Annotated in this window: 22 protein-coding genes; 6 read left to right on the top strand and 16 right to left on the bottom strand. The window is 46.0% G+C overall.

The features are described from left to right. Nucleotides 1-19: 19 nt before the first annotated feature. Complete coding sequence (locus AOC21_RS02045; RefSeq protein ID WP_251371548.1) at nt 20-862, bottom strand: peptidyl-prolyl cis-trans isomerase; 843 nt, start codon at nt 860-862, stop codon at nt 20-22. A gap of 84 nt (nt 863-946) precedes the next feature. Between AOC21_RS02045 and AOC21_RS02040 the strand changes: the two genes are divergently transcribed. After that, complete coding sequence (locus tag AOC21_RS02040) at nt 947-1,579, top strand: SOS response-associated peptidase (protein WP_215392155.1); 633 nt, start codon at nt 947-949, stop codon at nt 1,577-1,579. On the opposite strand, the gene AOC21_RS02035 is transcribed toward AOC21_RS02040, so the two are convergent. Then, the gene (locus AOC21_RS02035) at nt 1,576-1,902 is read right to left on the bottom strand and encodes a hypothetical protein (protein WP_251371547.1); all 327 of its coding nucleotides are present in this window, start codon (nt 1,900-1,902) and stop codon (nt 1,576-1,578) included. The two genes, AOC21_RS02040 and AOC21_RS02035, sit on opposite strands and share 4 nt — an antisense overlap. A gap of 60 nt (nt 1,903-1,962) precedes the next feature. On the opposite strand from AOC21_RS02035, the gene AOC21_RS02030 reads away from it, so the two are divergent. Beyond that, on the top strand, nt 1,963-2,853 hold the full coding sequence (locus AOC21_RS02030) for a transporter (protein WP_215392154.1): 891 nt from the start codon (nt 1,963-1,965) through the stop codon (nt 2,851-2,853). Between the two features lie 4 nt (nt 2,854-2,857). On the opposite strand, the gene msrQ is transcribed toward AOC21_RS02030, so the two are convergent. The 3 genes from msrQ to AOC21_RS02015 all read right to left on the bottom strand — a co-directional run bounded on the left by msrQ (nt 2,858) and on the right by AOC21_RS02015 (nt 6,260). After that, nucleotides 2,858-3,451, bottom strand: coding sequence for a protein-methionine-sulfoxide reductase heme-binding subunit MsrQ (gene msrQ, locus AOC21_RS02025; RefSeq protein ID WP_215392153.1), 594 nt, complete (start codon nt 3,449-3,451; stop codon nt 2,858-2,860). A gap of 72 nt (nt 3,452-3,523) precedes the next feature. After that, nucleotides 3,524-5,752, bottom strand: coding sequence for a molybdopterin cofactor-binding domain-containing protein (locus AOC21_RS02020; RefSeq protein ID WP_215392152.1), 2,229 nt, complete (start codon nt 5,750-5,752; stop codon nt 3,524-3,526). 10 nt (nt 5,753-5,762) lie between these two features. Next, nucleotides 5,763-6,260 carry a (2Fe-2S)-binding protein gene (locus tag AOC21_RS02015; protein ID WP_215392151.1) on the bottom strand — a complete coding sequence of 166 codons (498 nt, stop codon included), beginning with the start codon at nt 6,258-6,260 and terminating at the stop codon, nt 5,763-5,765. A gap of 142 nt (nt 6,261-6,402) precedes the next feature. On the opposite strand from AOC21_RS02015, the gene AOC21_RS02010 reads away from it, so the two are divergent. Then, a complete protein-coding gene (locus AOC21_RS02010; protein ID WP_215392150.1) occupies nt 6,403-6,618 on the top strand; it encodes a hypothetical protein in 216 nt (71 codons plus the stop codon). Here the strand turns inward: AOC21_RS02010 and AOC21_RS02005 are convergent, their stop codons facing one another. Both AOC21_RS02005 and AOC21_RS02000 read right to left on the bottom strand, forming a co-directional pair. Next, nucleotides 6,619-6,909 carry a 4a-hydroxytetrahydrobiopterin dehydratase gene (locus AOC21_RS02005; protein WP_215392149.1) on the bottom strand — a complete coding sequence of 97 codons (291 nt, stop codon included), beginning with the start codon at nt 6,907-6,909 and terminating at the stop codon, nt 6,619-6,621. A gap of 18 nt (nt 6,910-6,927) precedes the next feature. Beyond that, the gene (locus AOC21_RS02000) at nt 6,928-7,653 is read right to left on the bottom strand and encodes a pseudouridine synthase (protein ID WP_215392148.1); all 726 of its coding nucleotides are present in this window, start codon (nt 7,651-7,653) and stop codon (nt 6,928-6,930) included. Between AOC21_RS02000 and AOC21_RS01995 the strand changes: the two genes are divergently transcribed. Then, on the top strand, nt 7,647-8,291 hold the full coding sequence (locus AOC21_RS01995; protein ID WP_251371546.1) for a DUF2889 domain-containing protein: 645 nt from the start codon (nt 7,647-7,649) through the stop codon (nt 8,289-8,291). The genes AOC21_RS02000 and AOC21_RS01995 overlap by 7 nt on opposite strands. A gap of 35 nt (nt 8,292-8,326) precedes the next feature. Here AOC21_RS01995 and AOC21_RS01990 read toward each other — a convergent pair whose 3' ends face one another. From AOC21_RS01990 to AOC21_RS01980, 3 genes are all read right to left on the bottom strand, one after another. Continuing rightward, nucleotides 8,327-9,088 carry a substrate-binding domain-containing protein gene (locus AOC21_RS01990; protein WP_215392147.1) on the bottom strand — a complete coding sequence of 254 codons (762 nt, stop codon included), beginning with the start codon at nt 9,086-9,088 and terminating at the stop codon, nt 8,327-8,329. After that, the gene (locus tag AOC21_RS01985) at nt 9,089-9,892 is read right to left on the bottom strand and encodes a fumarylacetoacetate hydrolase family protein (protein ID WP_215392146.1); all 804 of its coding nucleotides are present in this window, start codon (nt 9,890-9,892) and stop codon (nt 9,089-9,091) included. A 66-nt stretch (nt 9,893-9,958) separates the two neighbouring features. Then, nucleotides 9,959-10,729 carry an SDR family oxidoreductase gene (locus AOC21_RS01980; RefSeq protein ID WP_215392145.1) on the bottom strand — a complete coding sequence of 257 codons (771 nt, stop codon included), beginning with the start codon at nt 10,727-10,729 and terminating at the stop codon, nt 9,959-9,961. Nucleotides 10,730-10,794: 65 nt separating this feature from the next. On the opposite strand from AOC21_RS01980, the gene AOC21_RS01975 reads away from it, so the two are divergent. Continuing rightward, on the top strand, nt 10,795-11,580 hold the full coding sequence (locus AOC21_RS01975) for a hypothetical protein (RefSeq protein ID WP_251371545.1): 786 nt from the start codon (nt 10,795-10,797) through the stop codon (nt 11,578-11,580). Nucleotides 11,581-11,599: 19 nt separating this feature from the next. On the opposite strand, the gene AOC21_RS01970 is transcribed toward AOC21_RS01975, so the two are convergent. The 5 genes from AOC21_RS01970 to AOC21_RS01950 all read right to left on the bottom strand — a co-directional run bounded on the left by AOC21_RS01970 (nt 11,600) and on the right by AOC21_RS01950 (nt 16,876). Beyond that, a complete protein-coding gene (locus AOC21_RS01970; protein WP_215392144.1) occupies nt 11,600-12,523 on the bottom strand; it encodes an MBL fold metallo-hydrolase in 924 nt (307 codons plus the stop codon). A gap of 20 nt (nt 12,524-12,543) precedes the next feature. After that, nucleotides 12,544-13,104 carry a lipocalin family protein gene (locus tag AOC21_RS01965; protein WP_215392143.1) on the bottom strand — a complete coding sequence of 187 codons (561 nt, stop codon included), beginning with the start codon at nt 13,102-13,104 and terminating at the stop codon, nt 12,544-12,546. Nucleotides 13,105-13,106: 2 nt separating this feature from the next. Next, nucleotides 13,107-14,069: a protein-methionine-sulfoxide reductase catalytic subunit MsrP gene (gene msrP / locus AOC21_RS01960; protein WP_215392142.1), complete on the bottom strand. Its 963-nt coding sequence runs from the start codon at nt 14,067-14,069 to the stop codon at nt 13,107-13,109. A gap of 56 nt (nt 14,070-14,125) precedes the next feature. Beyond that, entirely contained in the window at nt 14,126-14,533 is a 408-nt protein-coding gene (locus tag AOC21_RS01955; RefSeq protein ID WP_215392141.1) for a BLUF domain-containing protein, read from the bottom strand. Between the two features lie 108 nt (nt 14,534-14,641). After that, a complete protein-coding gene (locus tag AOC21_RS01950; RefSeq protein ID WP_215392140.1) occupies nt 14,642-16,876 on the bottom strand; it encodes an NADP-dependent isocitrate dehydrogenase in 2,235 nt (744 codons plus the stop codon). Nucleotides 16,877-17,112: 236 nt separating this feature from the next. Here AOC21_RS01950 and AOC21_RS01945 point away from each other — a divergent pair, with 236 nt between their 5' ends. Continuing rightward, the gene (locus AOC21_RS01945) at nt 17,113-18,309 is read left to right on the top strand and encodes an MFS transporter (protein ID WP_215392139.1); all 1,197 of its coding nucleotides are present in this window, start codon (nt 17,113-17,115) and stop codon (nt 18,307-18,309) included. Here the strand turns inward: AOC21_RS01945 and AOC21_RS01940 are convergent. Next, the gene (locus AOC21_RS01940; RefSeq protein WP_215392138.1) at nt 18,306-19,322 is read right to left on the bottom strand and encodes a DUF6352 family protein; all 1,017 of its coding nucleotides are present in this window, start codon (nt 19,320-19,322) and stop codon (nt 18,306-18,308) included. The two genes, AOC21_RS01945 and AOC21_RS01940, sit on opposite strands and share 4 nt — an antisense overlap. Nucleotides 19,323-19,385: the final 63 nt, after the last annotated feature.

The raw sequence follows: 19,385 nt of genomic DNA, 5'->3' as shown, positions 1-19,385 counted from the left end.
CATCGGAGTTAACTCCTGATTACTGCACTACGATCTTTGCATCTTTTGCAATCTGACCCAAGAACTCATATTGCTTTCTTTGCGTCATGCCCGCACGAATAGCTTGCTTCGCTTGTTCGAATGAAGGTGGCTTACTGGATTTTTTATCTTCCAATTTAATTAAATACCAACCTTGCTGCATCTGAATTGGCGCAGGTGAAACCTGACCTTTTGAAAGGGTAGTCAACACAGCCGCTAACTGAGGTGCTACTTGCCCTGGTTGAATCCAACCGACTGCCCCACCCTGCACCTTATTCGGAGCCAAAGAAACGCTCTTAGCAACCTTATCAAATGGCTCACCTTTTTTGATGCGCGCTAATGCAGCTTGAGCATCAGCTTCACTAGCTACAGCGATATCACTCACCTTATATTCACTAATCATCCCTTGAGGACCCAGGGATGCAACCTCCTTGTTGTATTCAGCCTGTACATCTGCATCAGTGATTGGATTTTTAGCCATATAGGTCGACAACTCGAGATCTGCCAAATAGTTTTGGCGAATCATTGCTAACTGAGTATTGGCTTTTTCAGAATTGGCTAAGCCATCTTTCTCAGCCTGTTGTGAAAGCAGCATGACTTCAATGAATTTCTCGATCACTACTTTACGCAATTCTGGAGAATCTTTTTGACCTTGAGAAATTGCAACCTTGATTCCTTGCTCCACCATATCATTAGTAATGATGACTCCGTTAACGGAAGCGGCTGCATTAATAGGCAAACCACTTTGCTGAGCATACGCACCGCCAATAAGCGCACTAGTTAACAAGCCTGTAGCGATAAAGCGAATTACCATGGGATTCAATACGAAATGAAAAGGTTTCATAAGGAGGATATCTTTCTAAAATTTAGCCTCAATACTACCAGTAGGCATAGGGTCAAGCACAATAAGCCACAGTAAAATAAGGTCATGTGCGTTCAATACCTTACTACCGTCAATATTGATTGGGTTAAAACCCACTTTGATCTTGATTTACCTGCGTCCAATGCCCACGATGTATTTCCAACTTATCCAGGCCCCATTATTCTTAAAAGTCACAATACCGACCGGACTGCAATTGGCATGGCTCGCTTTGGCCTACTGCCCTCCTGGGCCAAAGAGGAAACTTTTGGCAGAAAGACATATAACGCCAGGGCAGAAACGGTTGCTGAGAAACCTTCTTATAAGCACGCTTGGACCAAACGACATTACGCACTAGCCCTAGCAGATGCGTTTTATGAACCTTGCTATGAATCCGGCAAGGCAGTACGTACTGCTATTTTGCAAGCCAACCAAGAGCCGATGGCAATTGCTTCAATTTGGGATACATGGACCGAACCAGAAACTGGTGAACTTATTGTTTCTTTTTCTATGCTCACCATTGAGGCTAGCGATCATCCGGTGATGAACCGCATGCACAAACCTGGAGATGAAAAACGTACCGTAGTTCCATTACGTCCTGAGCTCTTTGACGCTTGGCTCAACGCCACACCAGAGGAAGCGCAAGCATTACTGCAGTTGAGTTCTATTCCTGGGCTAGCGATCGACTCAATACCAGTCTAGAAAGTAAGAATAGGCTTTGTAGATTGATAGGGGTCGGCAGATTGGGTTTCGATTGCCTCTGCCTCTTGCTCACCCTTTGGTTGACTATACAATTTTGCATCTGCTGCGCGCTCTTTAGCTATACGCAGATCTTCCGCTCTTGGATCCACTGGGCCAAACGGACCCTCTACCGGGGAAAGATTCTGGCCATTAAACTCTTTGATCTGCTGCGGGGAGTATGGGGAATAGGTAGTCGACCCGGGCGGCAGAATAGGGGTCTGAGAACAAGCTGAAACGCCTATTAATAACAGGAATGGGCTTAACCTCGAGAAGAATGTATTCATGAGACCCATTGTATGGCAGTACACGGTGCTTATCTTTTTTAGATTAATTATAATGCTTCAATGAATTTTTACCGCATCACTGTATTTACCCTCTCGCTGCTGCCAAGCATTGCATCGGCCATTGATTTACAGCCGAATGATATTGTTGCACCACTACCAGGCAAGAATCATGCAATGATCAGCTACGTCAATACAGAGAGTGGCACTTTTTACAAAAATGGCTCAGCTGTTTCAACTAGGCCATTTGGCAGTCCGGATGTCGGCACTCAAAGCGCCATTGCTCGCGTCAGCACAAGTTATGCAATACAAGATCTACCAACTATCTCATACATTCAAATCCCATACGGCACGATTAAGCCTGAAGGCTCTTTAGCTTCGTACGCTGCAAGCACAGGTATTGGGGATCTTACTTTTGCGACGGCCATCTGGCCGTATGCCGATAGAGAGAAAAGGAAGTACTTTGGTGTGGCAGCCTACTTAACAGCCCCTACTGGAAGTTATAACAGTCAACAAGCATTCAATACTGGCGAGAATCGATACAAGTCAGATATTCAGATGGGCTACCAACAACCCATTATTGAAAACCTTGATGGCATGATCGCGGTTGATACGATGTGGTTTGGAGGCAATGGTCAATGTGCTGCAGCGTGCTTCTCAGCAAGCAATACTTCTCTAAACCAGAAGCCGCTAACGACCACGCAGCTGGGGCCAATCTATAAGATCAATCAAAACTACACCCTCGGCGCCTCTTACTTTTACGTAGCTGGTGGTGCCACCACTATTGGCAATACTTATCAGAATAATGTCGTGAATACTCAGCGTTACCTATTGAGCGCTTTGGCTTATTACCCTTTTGGCAGAATCAGCCTCCAGTATGGTCGCGATATGGAAATCAAGAATGGTTTTGCAGAAACACGCCGCCTTATCGTGCGCTACACGACTGAGTTTTAATCCTTCAAGCTCTCATCTGCTGAACAAACCTCTTTACTACCGATAGCCTGAAAACAAACAAGAGCAGAATAACTGCCGCATAGATCGAGACCGTTCCCAAGTCATTCTTGCCTGCTTTATGCCACCAGTAGTGAACTATTGCTGTGCAGGCAATCAAGTAGACAAGCTTGTGCAATAAAGTCCAGCGCTTTCCTAGTAGGCGAACAGACCACTGATTTGAGGTTACTGCCAATGGAGTCAGCAATACCAATGTTAGAAAGCCCATTGTTATAATCGGTCGCTTAATGACATCACTCCACATCGATTGGAGGCTTAAATTCTGGTCCAACCAGAACCAGATCGAAAAATGAATGCAGGCATAAAAGAAACAAAACAAGCCCAGCATGCGACGCAGCTTGATCCAGACTGTCGATCCCGTTAATAAGCGCAATGGAGTCATTGCCAGTGTGACGCAGAGAAACACGAGTGCCCAAGTACCCGTTGAGCGGGTAATAAATTCAATCGGGTTAGCGCCTAAGCCTTCGGAACTGCCGAGCCAAACCAGGCGGGCTAGAGGCAATAGTGAAAGTAAGAAGATGGCCGTCTTAAGAAATTGCATAAGACATATTAAACGACCCCATTAATTCAGAATCAATGGGGTCGTATTTATGAACGTCAATCAGATAAATACTTAGGCCAAACTCAAACCTTCCTTACTTAATGGGAAGTTTCGAACTGGCCTACCCAAAGCAGCGGATACTGCATTTGCAACTGCAGGACCTACTACGCAAATCGTTGGCTCTCCCACCCCACCCCAAAAATCGTAAGTTGGCACCAGTACCGTTTCAATGCGCGGTGTAGAAGACAGCTTTAGCAGTGGATAAGTATCTAGATTCTGCTGTTTAATGCGGCCTTTTTCTACAGAGATTTCTGGCAAGAATATTGCCCCAAGCGCCATTGCTACCGAACCCTCAATCTGTTCACGGGTTAAATAGGGATTCACAACATGTCCGGAATCTAAGGCAAATACCAAGCGAGTCACCTTCACAACGTTGTTTTGCACAGTCACTTCAGCTACACAAGCAGAGTAACTGGCATAGCCCATGAACTGAGCAACGCCACGGAATGTTCCTGCCGGTAATGGCTTATCCCAATCCGCTTTTTTAGCTGCCGCATTCAGAACACCTAGATGCTTTGGATGGCTTTGCATGAGCGCCTGCCTAAACTTCACAGGATCTTTGCCTGCTGCCTTGGCGCACTCGTCCATAAAACACTCCATGAAGATGCCGTTTTGATTGGTGTTTACACCACGCCATGGACCCACAGGCACATGCGTATTCTTCATCACATATTCCGTTAGGAGCGTTGGGAAGGTGTAGCCAAGCTGTGCATCAGGGCCCTTCTCATAGAAGCCTTGAAGCTGACGTTCATCTTTGCCATTTTTAATTGCCTGTGGTGCTAATGTGGCATTAATCGATTGCCCGGCAACCTTAATGTGCATACCAGTGACATTGCCCGATCCATCTATACCAGCGGTCATTTTTGCCATCGCTATTGGATGATAAAAATCATGAGTCATATCTTCTTCACGACTCCAAATCACCTTAACGGGTTGGCCAGGAAATTTTTGCGCCACTTTAGCGGCAAAGGTAGTGAAGTCTTGGGTGGCTCCACGACGGCCCAAGCCGCAACCAGAATCTAATTTATAGACTTCACAATTTGCCAGCGGAATTCCTGTCGCCTCAGATAAGGCAGCATGTGAGCCTTCACCATTTTGAGTTGGCACCCAAGCCTCAGCACGATCACCTGTGATTTTCACTGTGGCATTCATGGGCTCCATTGTGACGTGCGCACGGTAAGGTGTGTAGTAGATGGCTTCGACCTTTTTGGCAGCGCTATTGATGGCAGCAGGGGCATCACCTTCTTTACGCTGCCAAAAATCACCTTCTTCATCCAAGCCATCGCGCAGCATTTTATTAATGCCATCTTGGGAGACGCTAGCAGCCTTACCCTCATCCCAGACGATCGGCAAAGCGTTCAGTGCTGTATTGGCATGCCACCAAGTATCAGCAACTACAGCAAGAGTACTGTCATTAATTTTGACAACACCCTTTACACCACGCATATCTTTAATCTTGGCTTCGTCGTAACTCACCAATTTGCCACCGAATACTGGACAGCCTTTTACCGAAGCGCAAAGCATGCCAGGAAGCTGCAAATCAAGACCATATACCTTTGAACCATTCACCTTATTTGCCGTATCTAAGCGTGCATAAGGCTGTCCGGCAACCTTCCACTCTCTTGGATTTCTTAAGGTAATCGACTTCGGATCAGGCGGAGTTAAGGTAGATGCCAGTTCAGCCACCTTACCGTAAGTCGTTTTGCGGCCTGTTGCTTTGTGTGTAATCACACCCTTATCAACAGTCAACTCGGCAACGGGAACATTCCATTGGTTGGCCGCCGCTTGCATCAACATAATGCGCGCTGCTGCTGCGCCACGACGGACATAATCTTCAGATGTCCGAATACCGCGACTACCACCAGTGCCGTGCTCACCCCAAACGCGCTTGCGCGCCAAACTTTGTCCCGGGGTAGCGGATTGTGTTTTTACTTTCTTCCAGTTGCACTCAAGCTCTTCGGTAACTAATTGAGCAAGACCTGTACGTGTTCCCTGACCCATCTCTGAGCGAGCGATTCTGATATAGACAGTGTCATCTGGCTTGATGCTTACCCAGGCATTGACTTCAGCCTCACCAGCTTGTGTTGGCGTATTGGGATCATATTTAGCGCCAGCCTGTGCATAGGCATCAGGTAAGGCGCCGATACCCAACATGAGTCCACCACCCAGCATCGTGCCCTTGATGATGAATTCACGACGGGAAGAATTTTCTAAATGAGGAGTTTGGTTTTTTGTTGTCATGTTGTTCTCCTTAACCACGTGTCGCCGGAGTGGCGTCGTACTGCGCAAGGACATCTGCTAACTTCTTCTGGCCAGATGCAACATGAATTCCATCACGAATCTTTTGGTAGGTTCCGCAACGGCATACATTACTCATTGCGCTATCGATGTCAGCATCAGTTGGCTTTGGATTCCTCTTCAAGAGAGCTGCCGCCGCCATTACTTGACCAGACTGGCAATAGCCACACTGAGGTACGTCGAGTGCAATCCAAGCTTGTTGTACTGGATGGGTGTTATTTTTCGAGAGCGCTTCAATAGTCGTAATTTTTGCCTTGCCTACAGCAGATACCGGGATTGAACATGAGCGCACAGGCTCACCATTCAAATAGACGGTACAGGCTCCGCATTGGGCTACGCCACAGCCATACTTTGTACCCGTTAGTCCAACCACTTCCCGAATAGCCCAAAGCAGCGGCATATTAGGTTCTACGTCAATATTTTGTATCTTGCCATTTATGTCTAGTTGCATACCGTCTCCTGTGGTTTTATTTTCAAATGACTATAAATCATTCTGGACCTTTTGCACTCGCACATAAATTACCTTGTATTAGGAAAAACCCTATCGAATTGGACTGTAATTTGCTATCCTAAAGCCTCAATTAAGGATAAATATGACCGAAGAAAACCAAACCCAGAACGATGAAGATTTTGACTTTGGGTGTGAGTGTGCAATGACTTTGCTCAACGAGCCTACCGAAGACCGTTTAAATGACTTAATTGATGAACTGGATGAAGATGGGATGATCTCCACCGAAGTAGTCTATGGCTTATTAGCCACCATCCTCATGAGCATGAATGAGGAAGAACACGAAGGCGACGAGCACTGATTAGCTTCGCTTGACTTGGGAAGCAAAGGCATCCATTGCCTTTGCTAACTGAATATCCAATTTAGTCAAAGTGCGGGCTGAATGGGTTGTTAAATGTACCTTCACCTTATTCCAAGAGTTCGACCAATCAGGATGATGGTCAATTTCTTCAGCATACTGAGCACAAAGCGTCATAAATTCAAATGCCTGCTTAAAGTTTACAAAGACAAACTCTTGTGCAATGGATTTCTCATCAACACCCAGAGACCATGCAGGAATTTCTTTATCTAGGTCAAAACCTTCGACTATCAAAATAGATATCCTTTTCCCTTAAGTGGCTACACTTTGTGCGAGCTGCTTTAAATCATCTGGATATAGCCAACGCCATTCACCCTCAGCCAAATCGGTTGGCATTTTGTATGCTCCGATTTCAGTGCGATGCAGTTTGGCAACATGATTACCTACGGCAGCCATCATGCGCTTTACCTGGTGATAACGCCCTTCAACAATCGTCATTGCCAGCACATGATCAGAAATTTGTTTGCATGCTGAAGCAAAGCAAGGCTTTGGATCATCATCAAGTACAACGCCATTTAGCAGATGATCAACTTGTTTTTGAGTAATAGGCTCCGGCGTAGTGATTTCATAAACCTTGCCGATGTTCTTCTTGGGGGTAGTCATCTTATGAATGAACTGACCATCATCTGATATCAATAGTAAGCCGGTAGTGTCATAGTCCAATCGCCCCACACACTGCAATCCTCTTTCAACAAAAGGACTTGGTAGCAAGCTATAGACACTGGGGTGATGGGTCGTTTTATGCGAGCACTCATAATTAGCCGGCTTATTAAAAACAAGATAAGCCTTCTCGTGATACTCCCAATCCTTGCCTTCAACATTCAGAATCAAATTTTCGGTTGCAATTCGTTCTTCGGGATCTTCGGCCAATTCTCCATTCACCTTAACCAGCTCGGCATACACTAAATCGCTGCAATAGCGACGGGTTCCAAAGCCTTGGCTAAAGAGAATTTTTTCTAGGGAAATCGGTTTTGCCATATGCTGCAGAGGATACTACAGACAAGACCAATATCAGATCGGTTGCTCAGCCTGCAATTCATTATCATTGGGTATTCCCGCCATTCCTAGATGCCAACAAAATGCTCTCCACCCCAAAACCACGCTCCCTCCTCCACACGCGAGAAATTACTTTCCAGGGTTTTGCGAGAGAGGACGGATTATGGGATATCGAGGGGCACTTAAAAGACTTTAAGACAAATCCATTTCAGACCAGCGCAAAAATCTGGCAGCCTGGCGAAGCCTTTCATGACATGTGGGTAAGAGTCACGCTGGATAAAGAATTTGTCATCAAGGATATCGAAGTGGCAATGGATGGCCATCCTCATACAGAATGCATAGCCGCAATTCCACCGATGAATGGCTTGATTGGGGAACGCTTAGGCAAGGGGTGGCGCAAAACGATTGACCTCCACCTTGGTGGAATTAAAGGATGCACTCACCTAAGAGAACTGCTCAATAACCTAGCAACCGCAGCTTACCAATCCGTACCGGGGGCCTTTTTTGATCCGAGCGGAGAAAAGCCACCACTCTACTTGGGAACCTGCAAATCTTGGGACTTTGATGGTCCCGTTGTAATGCGCGTGTTTCCAAAATTTTATCAATGGAAGCCCAAGTAACCCTTGCCTAGAAACCACTGCAAGAGTTGGCGTATTTATTGAACTGGGCGCAATCCGTTGTAACTAAACACCTGTGCTCCAAAGCGAGATTTCAGCAAAGCAATATACGAAGAGATCTCCGGTGAGGATGGATCTTTGCACCATAAAGAATAGCGTGTCGCCAACTCAAACTCAGGAGGGAATGGCCCAACCAGCGTGCTGCGATCAGCCTGAATCACCTCACTCATTTGGGTTACACCTAACTCTACTTTTTTAGCCATAACCAGCTTCATAGTTTCAACGCCATCGCTAGCAAGCATGGCTTTTGCCATCACTTCTTTTTCAATACCTAGCTTCTTAATCATTTCTTCGAAATGCTTACCTACCGTAGCCCCTCTGGCAGGATCAGAAAACGCAATGGATTTTGCATTTAATAGCGCATTACGTAGTTCTTGAGTGTTTCCAATTTTGGGTTTCGCCGCACTTGATGAGGCTAAGCCCGCCAGCGTATCAGCCAAAGAAATTTGCTCTTGACTCTTCAGAGCACCAGATTTGATGGCGCCATTAATTCGCACTTGGGTTGTTACCAAGCAACTACTCTTCGGGTCTTCTAAGAATTGCTTCTCTGCAGCCCCAGCAGTATCAAAATAATTGACTATCTTGCTGTCGGACTGGGTCCGATTGAATAATTGTGATAACTCATTCAACGGGACTTTGGCGCCAGCCGCTGAATAAAACCGATATTCAGCAGCATGCGCACCATATGAGCAAACCAGAGATCCCAGGCATAAAAGTCCTACTAGAGCCCTCGCCAACATTTAGACGATTTTCACAACTAAATCAGGCAATCCAGCAATCGTGCAACGTACAACGTCGCCCTTAACAACTGGACCCACATTTTCAGGCGTGCCCGAATAAATAATGTCCCCAGGGAAGAGTTCATTCGCCTCAGAAAGTTTGGCAATTTGCTCTGCAACAGACCAAATCATCTGACTCAGATCAGCGCTTTGTTTGGTAACGCCATTCACCGACAATGCAATGGCGCCATTTTTAAAATGCCCTACCTTATCTACTGTGTAAATAGGGCCAATAGGCGCCGAGTAATCAAAGGACTTACCGATTTCCCAAGGCTTTTTTTGATCACCCATAAAACGCTGCAAATCTCTGCGCGTCATGTCCAATCCAAGGGCATAACCATAGACATACTCCAAGGCTTTTTCCACTGGAATATTTTTTCCGCCTTTATTCAACGCTGCTACCAACTCCACTTCATAGTGATAGTTTTTAGTTAAGGTTGGATAGGGGTGATCAACAATCTTGTTTGGGGCAACAAACTGAATTGCATCAGTTGGTTTTTGGAAGAAGAATGGTGGCTCACGAGTTGGGTCAGAACCCATCTCTCTTGCATGCGCCGCATAATTTCTGCCAATGCAGTAAATCCTTCTCACTGGAAATTCTTGTGAGCTACCTGCAATTGGAATATAAACCTGACTTACAGCAAATGGGGTCTTTACCTCAGCTGCTTGTGCCTGCCCTGAAACGCTAGCTGTTGCTAGAGTTGCGAGACCGACACCCATCTTCATGGCATTGCGTCGGCTTGCTTGGTTATTGTGGTCTGACATACCGTCTCCTTGATTGATTTTTATATACGTCCAAGATTTAGCTACCAATACTTTATCCTAATCCTCCTAGAACTCACCACGGTGCACATTAAAGGCATTAAATGCCTGCTGAACCGGCATTACTTCGAGTACATTGATATTCATATGGCTAGGCAGGGTGGCAGACCAATAGATGGTCTCTGCAACATCATCAGCACTCAAAGCCTGGACACCGGTATAGACCTTCTCCGCCTTGTCATCATCGCCTTTAAATCGAACATTGGAGAACTCTGTGCCAGCACACATCCCTGGCTCAATGCAGGTCACTCGCACAGGAGTACCAATGAGATCAGCGCGTAAATTTAAACTAAATTGCTTTACGAATGCCTTGGTTCCACCATAAACATTTCCACCTGGGTAAGGGTAGTTTGCAGCAACGGAACCCAAATTAATCACATGTCCACACTTGCGCTCGACCATGCCAGGCAAAAATGCGCGACTCATGTGTACAAGTCCTTTGATGTTGGTATCAATCATTTGGTCCCAATCACTCAAAAATGCTTTATGAGCTGGCTCCAAACCCAAGGCAAGGCCAGCATTATTCACGAGTACAGTCACTTTTGAAAATTCAGCTGGCAGCACGGTTGCCAAAGTATCTACCTGAGCACTGTCGCAAACATCTACCACCATGGTGAGCAGTTTTTTCTGTTGCTCAGCCGGCAAAGAGTTCTTGAGGGCCTCTAAACGCTCAGCTCTTCTACCCACAGCCACAACCTTATGACCATTAGCCAAAAAACGTCGGGCAGTTGCCTCTCCAAATCCAGCAGTTGCGCCAGTAACTAATACGGTATGTTCCATACTTCCTCTTCAAATCCTTAGTAAATAGTGCTTTGTAATTTAATATTAATGCCTATATGACATTTATGCGCGTACTAACCCTTCTATTGCTGTGCACCTCTACTGCTTTAGTTTATGCAGCAGAACAGAGCTCTGCTCCTATTTTAGGGCTCGTTAATGCATCTCAAGACAGATCAAAAGACCACATCCTGGAATTTTGGGGCTACCATGAGTACGATGGTTCACAAAACTATGCTGACACCCTCAAATTACGTTACTACAACCCTTTAAATATTGGTGATTGGCACGGAACGATGAGGCTGGATACAGCCTATACTGCGGTCTATGGACCACAACTAGCTGCTCAATCGACCGGAACCTTCTCCCCGAACAACGCAATGCTCACAATCTGGGGCGGGCAAGCGGGCTGGTTTGGTAATGTTGGTGCACGCTTGTTTGCCCCTCTTGGTAATACGGGCCAGTGGTTAGCCGGCCCTCAAGTAAGCAGCTCATTTAAACCTGTGGGTAGTGGGCAACAAGTACTTTCGGATATTTCACCGCTGGCCAGGTATATGTTTGGATTTAATCCAAAAGTACCTGCAGGCACAAACCCGCCCACCCTTACAAGCCGCCTCGAACTGTATCCAACGATAGGTTTGAATCTAAGCCCAAGTACCCAGCTGCGCTTCTGGGATGAAAATGGTGCTGTTTATAACGCAGTAAGCGGTGGCTGGTTTTTACCGATCGACGCAATGGTCACCCATCGCCTCAGCAAAAATTGGTTAGTCGCAATTGGCGGCGCCAAACAAGTTGTACAAACTTATCAACTGTACAACTGGACCGTGTATGGAAAAATTTCCCTCACTTTTTAATGTCAGGGACATGCAAAGGTTAGGCAAGATCAACCAAGACTTCACCCTCTAGTTTTGCCGCACCCGATTTAACTAAGGCCTTAGGCAACCACTGAGTAAATTCATCTATATCCATATTCAGGATTTTTGCGGCACTGATTAATGCGGGCGTGTTAGCAATCCAATGATTTACCTGATCTAGGTTACGACTGCGCCATTCCAGCAAACGATATTTCAGCAAGACTTTAGCGCCGTGACGGGCATTACGATCTGGATCAGATGCTAAGTAATCCAGTCTTGAACGCGCTGTAGCTAAAGATTTTTCAACATTCACAAAAGGTGCGCCATGCCCCGGAATCACAAGCCCTACAGGTAAGGTCTCGATGAGATCCAAAGTTTGCGCCACCTCCTCAAAGCCTGCCTCGCCCCACAACTCGGGGAAAATGACTCCGAAACCCTCTTCCCATAATGCATCTGCAGAAATCAAAATACAGTGATCAGCCTGATACAACATGACCGAATGCGGATCATGTCCTGGTGCAGCTAATATTTTCCAGAGATATCTTCCAAGTAATATCTCCTCACCCGGAACCAATACTCCATGATGCACAAACTGCGGACACTCCTGCCCCAGGTTGTCATAACTTAATAAATGGTTATCCCAGTTTTTAACTGCCAGCTCTTCAGCAACAGGAATAAATACCTCGCAGTCAAATGCGCTGGCTAATGCCGCATTACCACCACAATGATCTGAATGAAGATGGGTATTTACCAGTTTATTTAAAGCTGGTAATCCATGTTTTTTCAGAGCGTTGCGCACTAAATCTAGGGTGAGATTTTGGTGGGACCAATATCCTGAATCTACCAAGGAGACATCATCATCACCAAAGTGAACAATATTATTGGCAGAGAGCCAGCCTCTTTCAAAGACCTCAATGCCAGGTGGTAATAGGTGTGCGGTCATACTCGAATGTATTAATCGATTTACTTTGCAATGACTTGTGGGGTTGACTCTAACTTACGCACATCAAACTGTTGAGCCTGTATGCGCTGCAATGTATCTTCGTATACTTTTTTATCCAATTGAGGGGTTCTAGACAGAATCCAGAGGTATTCACGACGTGGATCGCTCACTACCGCTACCTGATACTGTGGGTCCAAATCAATCACCCAATAATCACCCCATACCATCGGTATGAAGGATAGCCATGAGGGTGCAAAGCGTACCTCTAGCTTTGGAGAGTCCTTAGGTCCGATCTGACGAGCCGTTCCTTCAGCCTCTGAAATTTCACCTTCAGTTGTTTTGCAGCTATTGAGGACTTTCAAAGTTCCGTCTGCCCTAGCCGAATACACTGCCTTGGTATTACTTGCGCACTTCTTTTGAAACCAGTTCGGGTATTTTGCAATCTCATACCAAGTTCCCAAATAACGCTGAACGTCTAATGAGGGAATAGTTTTTACCGGAACATCGTTTCCCTGACCATAAGCAGAAAAGCTAGCGATAAAGAGACAAGCACTAAAAAATATCGAATAAATTTTGCTCATTACTAATAGTACTTTTTCAGATCCATGCCCGTATACATACTAGCTACTTGTTCACTGTAACCATTGAACATCTGGGTTTTAATCTTTGGCGCAAACATTCCCTTAGGGTCACCAATGCGGCGCTCGACTGCCTGACTCCAGCGCGGGTGATCTACCTGAGGATTGACGTTTGAGTAGAAACCATATTCACGCGCATCGAACTGATTCCAGCTGGTCTTAGGCATTTCTTCTGTAAAACGGATTTTCACAATCGACTTAGCGCTCTTAAAGCCATACTTCCAAGGCACCACTATACGGACAGGGGCGCCATTTTGTTTAGGCAGTACCTCGCCATATAAGCCAAAGGTCAACAGTGTCAATGGGTTCATTGCTTCATCCATACGTAGGCCTTCGCGATAAGGCCAATCAATGATGTTGCTCTTCACTCCAGGCATTTGCTTGCGATCTGCTAGAGAAATAAACTCCACAAACTTTGCAGAAGCTAGTGGCTCCACTTTATTAATTAACTTGGAGAGTGAATAGCCATCCCAAGGAATCACCATCGACCAACCTTCAACACAGCGCATCCGATAGATACGCTCTTCCATTGGTGATAATTTGAGAAGTGCGTCAATATCCAGCGTCATTGGTTTTTTGACTAGACCTTCAATCGATATTGTCCAAGGGCGGGTTTGCAAGGTATCCGCATGCGCAGCTGGATCCGCCTTATCCGTACCAAACTCATAAAAATTGTTATAGCTAGTAACGTACTTATAAGCAGTAAGCCCATCCTTGTCAGCAAAAGCCGGGTTCAGCACAGCGGCTAGCTTTTCTGGGGTAGCAGCAAGCGCCTCTCTTGAGAACCAAGGAGCCAAAGCCATGCCAAAGCCCCCAGCGGCTGCCGTCTTGATCAGATTTCTGCGGTTTTCAAATACGGCTTGCGGAGTAATATCACTTGCAAGAATAGTCTTGTCGATAAAGCGCATTTCGTACCCCTTGGAAATGGAATAAATCTATTTTCCTACCGATGGCAATTTCTTGCTTAAGGCTGAATCTCGCGCATTTTGTTCATTAAAGCAAGACTTTGCTTATCCATACCCCCAACCATTTCAGCTAAGGCAGGGTACTCTCTAACCAAAGACTCGCCGCCATAAAAGCGAAGCAGCCAATCAGGGTAGCTTTTCTCGGATATTTCTTTAATCTCCAATAGTTCAACTCGATGATGACGCTTATCTTCCTGAATGCGTTTCCAGACCTTCATCACACTAGCGCGCTCACCTTCAATAATTTGAGCAAACTGCTGATTGTCATAAAAAAGAATGCCGGTGACGCCATGCTTTTGATTAAATGCACGCGCTGACTCTAGCAATCGCATTAAGCCAAGAAAAGACATATCCGAGACAGCTTCGCTCAGGTAACTCAATTCCACCAGGTCTTTTGGTTTTGGCATTAATTAAAAATAGCAAGCAGGAACTCATAAAGAAAAAAGGCAAACTCGAAAGTTTGCCTTTAAATGGTAAGCCCAATTCTAAGATTAGGCACCTATCGCTTCCACCTACTATGCTCTTGCCGCCTTCAGAGCTGCATTTAGGGTAGCGCTAGGACGCATGACCGCTTTGCACTTTTCTGAATCAGCAACAAAGTAGCCGCCGATATCCGCTGGCTTACCCTGAACTGCTTTGAGCTCATCCGCGATTTTCTTTTCATTCTCAATCAAGGATTTTGCTAAAGGCGCAAAGTAAGCTTGCAATTCTTTATCTTCGGTTTGAGCGGCCAATGCTTCAGCCCAGTACATTGCTAGGTAGAACTGGCTACCGCGGTTATCTAGCTCGCCTGTACGTGGTGAAGGTGATTTATTGTTGTCCAATAACTTACCAGTAGCTTCGTCTAAAGTACGAGCCAAGATTTTCACTTTGTTATTGCCCGTCTTATCGCCGATATCCTCAAGAGACACCGCTAAAGCCAAGAACTCACCCAGCGAATCCCAGCGCAAGTGGTTTTCTTCTACCAACTGTTGCACGTGCTTCGGAGCAGAACCACCCGCACCAGTTTCAAACAAGCCGCCACCAGCCATCAAAGGCACGATAGACAACATCTTCGCGCTGGTACCCAATTCCATGATTGGGAACAAATCGGTTAAGTAGTCACGCAAAATATTGCCGGTTACAGAAATAGTGTCCTTGCCACGAATCACGCGCTCTAAGGTGTAACGCATTGCACGAGTCTGAGACATGATCTGAACATCGACACCCTTGAGGTCGTAGTCTTTAAGATAAGTATTTACCTTCTTGATCAACTCAGCTTCATGTGGGCGGTACTCATCGAGCCAGAATACGGCAGGAGTATTGGAAAGTCGTGCGCGATTCACAGCTAACTTCACCCAGTCACGAATTGGCGCATCTTTACATTGGCACATACGCCAGATATCACCCTCTTCGACATTCTGCTCAAGTAATACAGTGCCGTCATCAGCAACAATCCGCGCTACGCCAGCTTCAGGAATTTCAAAAGTCTTGTCGTGTGAACCGTACTCTTCAGCCTGTTGGGCCATCAAGCCTACGTTAGGTACTGTACCCATCGTTGTTGGATCAAAGTTACCGTGCGTCTTACAGAAATTGATCATTTCTTGGTAGATACGAGCAAAGGTACTTTCTGGAATAACGGCCTTGGTGTCATGTAAACGACCATCCGCGCCCCACATCTTGCCACCAACACGAATCATCGCTGGCATAGAAGCATCCACGATCACGTCGCTTGGGGAGTGCAGGTTAGTAATGCCCTTAGCAGAATCTACCATCGCTAATGCTGGGCGATGCTCATGACAAGCGTGTAAATCTTGAATGATTTCTTCGCGCTTTGATTCTGGCAAAGTTTTGATTTTTTCGTACAGGCTGCTCATACCGTTATTGGCATTTACACCCAACTCTTCAAATAGCTTAGCGTGCTTTTGAAAAGCATCTTTGTAGAAGATCTTCACTGCATGACCAAACACGATTGGGTGAGAAACTTTCATCATGGTTGCCTTCACGTGCAAGGACAACATCATGCCAGTCTTGTAAGCATCTTCGATCTCTTTTTCGTAGAACTCGCAAAGTGCTTTCTTGCTCATGTTCATGCTGTCGATAATTTCGCCAGCCAGCAAAGAGACTTTTGGTTTTAGAACAATAGTCTTACCACTCTTGGTTACCAAGTCCATCTTCACATCGCAAGCCTTAGTCATGGTCATTGACTTCTCGCTAGAGTAAAAGTCGCCGCCATGCATATGGGATACGTGTGTACGGGAAGCTTGACTCCACTCTCCCATGGAGTGTGGATTTTTACGGGCGTAACGCTTCACAGCAGGAGGAGCACGACGGTCAGAGTTGCCCTCACGCAATACTGGGTTCACTGAGCTACCCAAACATTTGGAATAACGAGTGCGGATAGATTTTTCTTCGTCTGTTTTTGGATCTTCAGGGAAATTCGGAATCTTGTAACCCTTAGCCTGCAATTCTTTAATCGCCGCAAGCAACTGAGGAACGGAGGCGCTAATATTTGGCAGCTTAATGATGTTGGTATCAGGCAATAAAGTCATCTTACCGAGCGCGCCCAAATTATCTGGAACTTGCTGCTCGGGGGTTAGGCAATCAGAAAACTCAGCCAAGATACGAGCGGCAACAGAAATGTCACTCGTCACAATCTCTACGCCAGCAGGTGCCGTAAAAGTACGAATAATTGGCAGAAATGCACAAGTCGCCAAAAGCGGCGCCTCATCTGTCAGCGTATAAATAATCTTTGATTTCTCTGAAGCCATGAATGTTTCCTCAATATTGAAAAAATTACAGAGTCAGGTTTTTACCCTGTCGCCCTCAAATCCACACCGAGCAAGTCGCTTTTAGCGCACCTATTGCCAATGAGGCGAGAGATCCATTTTAAATCATCGCACTTGGTATAAATGGCGGTTTTGCACCTGAAAACCCCCGATATGGGGCAATTTAAGGGAATCCACCAAGACAGCAGAGGCTATAAATTCACCGTAAACTGCAAGCCATGACCAGCAACCACCCCTTACTCAATAAAAACCTGGTGCTGCTGATCATTTGTCAGGGGCTATTTCTCACCAATAACGTCACTTTTATCGCCATTAATGGTTTGGTAGGTCTTAGTCTAGCGCCAGTCAGCTGGATGGCCACCCTACCTGTCATGGGTTACGTTGTTGGGGGAGCCTTTTCCACTTCTATTGTGGCTAAGTCCCAAAACTATTTTGGGCGCAAGATCTCTTTTCAGCTAGGCCTATTAGTGGCCATGTTGTCCGCACTGCTCTGTGCGTACGCTGCCGTAAGCAAGAACTTCTGGCTTTTAATCTTAGGCACCTTTATTGCCGGTTATTACAGTGCCAATGGCCAGCTTTACCGCTTTGCCGCTGCAGAACTGACAGATATCAGTCAACGGGATAAAGCTGTCTCCTGGGTCTTAGCCGGCGGTATCCTTGGGGCAGTCATTGGGCCCAATCTCGCATCCTGGACTAGAGATCTATTTGACACTGCATTTCTTGGTGCCTATCTGACTTTATCAATCGCTGGCTTCATTGGTATCTTTGTCATGCAGTTCATTCACTTCCCTCAAGAATTGAAGACCCAGCATGCACTGACTGATGGGCGCCCCCTAAAAGTCATCCTCCAGCAACCTGCTTTCATGGTCGCCATCATTGGCGCCGCATTGGGCTATGGCGTTATGAACCTGCTGATGGCTGCTACGCCTTTAGCGATGCAAATCTGTGGGTTGCCATTTTCTGATACCGCCTTAGTTTTGGAATGGCATGTCATTGGTATGTTTGCCCCTGGATTTTTTACAGGATCGCTCATCCAGAGATTTGGAGTATTAAAGATTATGGGCACTGGTGTTGCTCTTAACTGTATCTGCATTGCCATTGCCCTGACTGGAACCGATCTTCATCAATTCTTCATCGCTTTATTTTTACTGGGCGTCGGCTGGAATTTTTTATTTACCGGCGCCACCTCTTTGGCAATGACCGCTTATCAACCCAATGAACGCGATAAGGCGCAGGCAGCCATTAACTTCTTTGTCTTTGGCACTATGGCCTTCACCTCTTTTGGATCGGGCGCACTCATTACCTCTCATGGCTGGAGCATTTTAAATTGGGGATCTCTTACCCCAGTGATCATTACCGGCCTAGCAATCTTCTGGCTTGCGAAGCAGCGTAAAAAGTCACTAACGCCAGCTTAAGAGGTTTTTGCAAGCGGCAAGTTGAACAATAGATTCTGGGGTTTTAGCTTTAACTGCTGTTGATCGTTCATAGCAATAGCCATATATACCGGCTTCCCTGCCTGAGTCTTGGCTACAGCGGACTCATCAATAAAGTCCAAGCGGAATAAGCAAATCACTTTCTGCAACTCGTCGGCTTCAACCAACTCTTTGTTGTAAAGCTTATTGAGTATCTCTGTAGCAGCCGCATCCAAACCAACATGCCACGACCATTTGGGATCAGTAATTTGCTGCATCGGTGTAATGCGTACGGCAACACCCAAAAAATGCTTGATCCATTTCTCTAAGACACGACAAAAGTGATTGATGGGCTCATGTCCGAAGTTGAGTTGAACCGCCAAATCAAAATCTTCATTGCGTAGCCAATACTCATCAGCATTGTCTTCATGAATCACATCTAGATCCGCCGAGCGCATACTCATCGACTTCCCTTTGAGTAAATCCATAATGTTGCCGGTATCACCTGCTTGCGCATTCCGAGCTACCACTTCCTCGTCGGCTGCCATCACAATGCCATCTTCAATGACCGTAATTTTTTGGGTTCTGAAGAAGATCTCACCCATGCGAACCTCTAATGGTTGAGCCTCATCACCCAAAATATGTCTGATAAAAATTTGGGCCAGTAGAGAAATAAATAAAGGCGGAACATCGACGCCCTCGCCTTTAAATAGGCTCATATAAAAGCTCTCTAGGGAGCTGGCTGAAAGTAGACGCGCCCGATAGCGCAACCAAACACGATAGTTCTCCTGAATATCCAGGTCAGCCATTGCGGCGATTTCAGCCTCAGACACTTCATCACGAGGGTTATCAGTCAGGCGCTGGTGCAAGGCTCGCTCATTTGAACAAGATTCGGGTACTAGCGCGAGCTCTGGCCTAGCCATATAGGTCCGCAAAAAGTCATCCGTCACCAATAACTGACGGTCTGGACTGATTGCTAGGGTGCTGTAGGCGGAATTTGCCCAATAATTTTTCATACGTATTCGTTAAAGTTGGCTTGCTGTCAATTTATAGAGCTCAGAATATACTAGCCCATCAAT

The sequence above is a fragment of the Polynucleobacter sp. VK25 genome (assembly GCF_018687355.1).
Lineage (GTDB): Bacteria > Pseudomonadota > Gammaproteobacteria > Burkholderiales > Burkholderiaceae > Polynucleobacter.
Note: the sequence above shows the minus strand (reverse complement) of the source record. Positions and strands in the feature narration are given on the sequence as shown.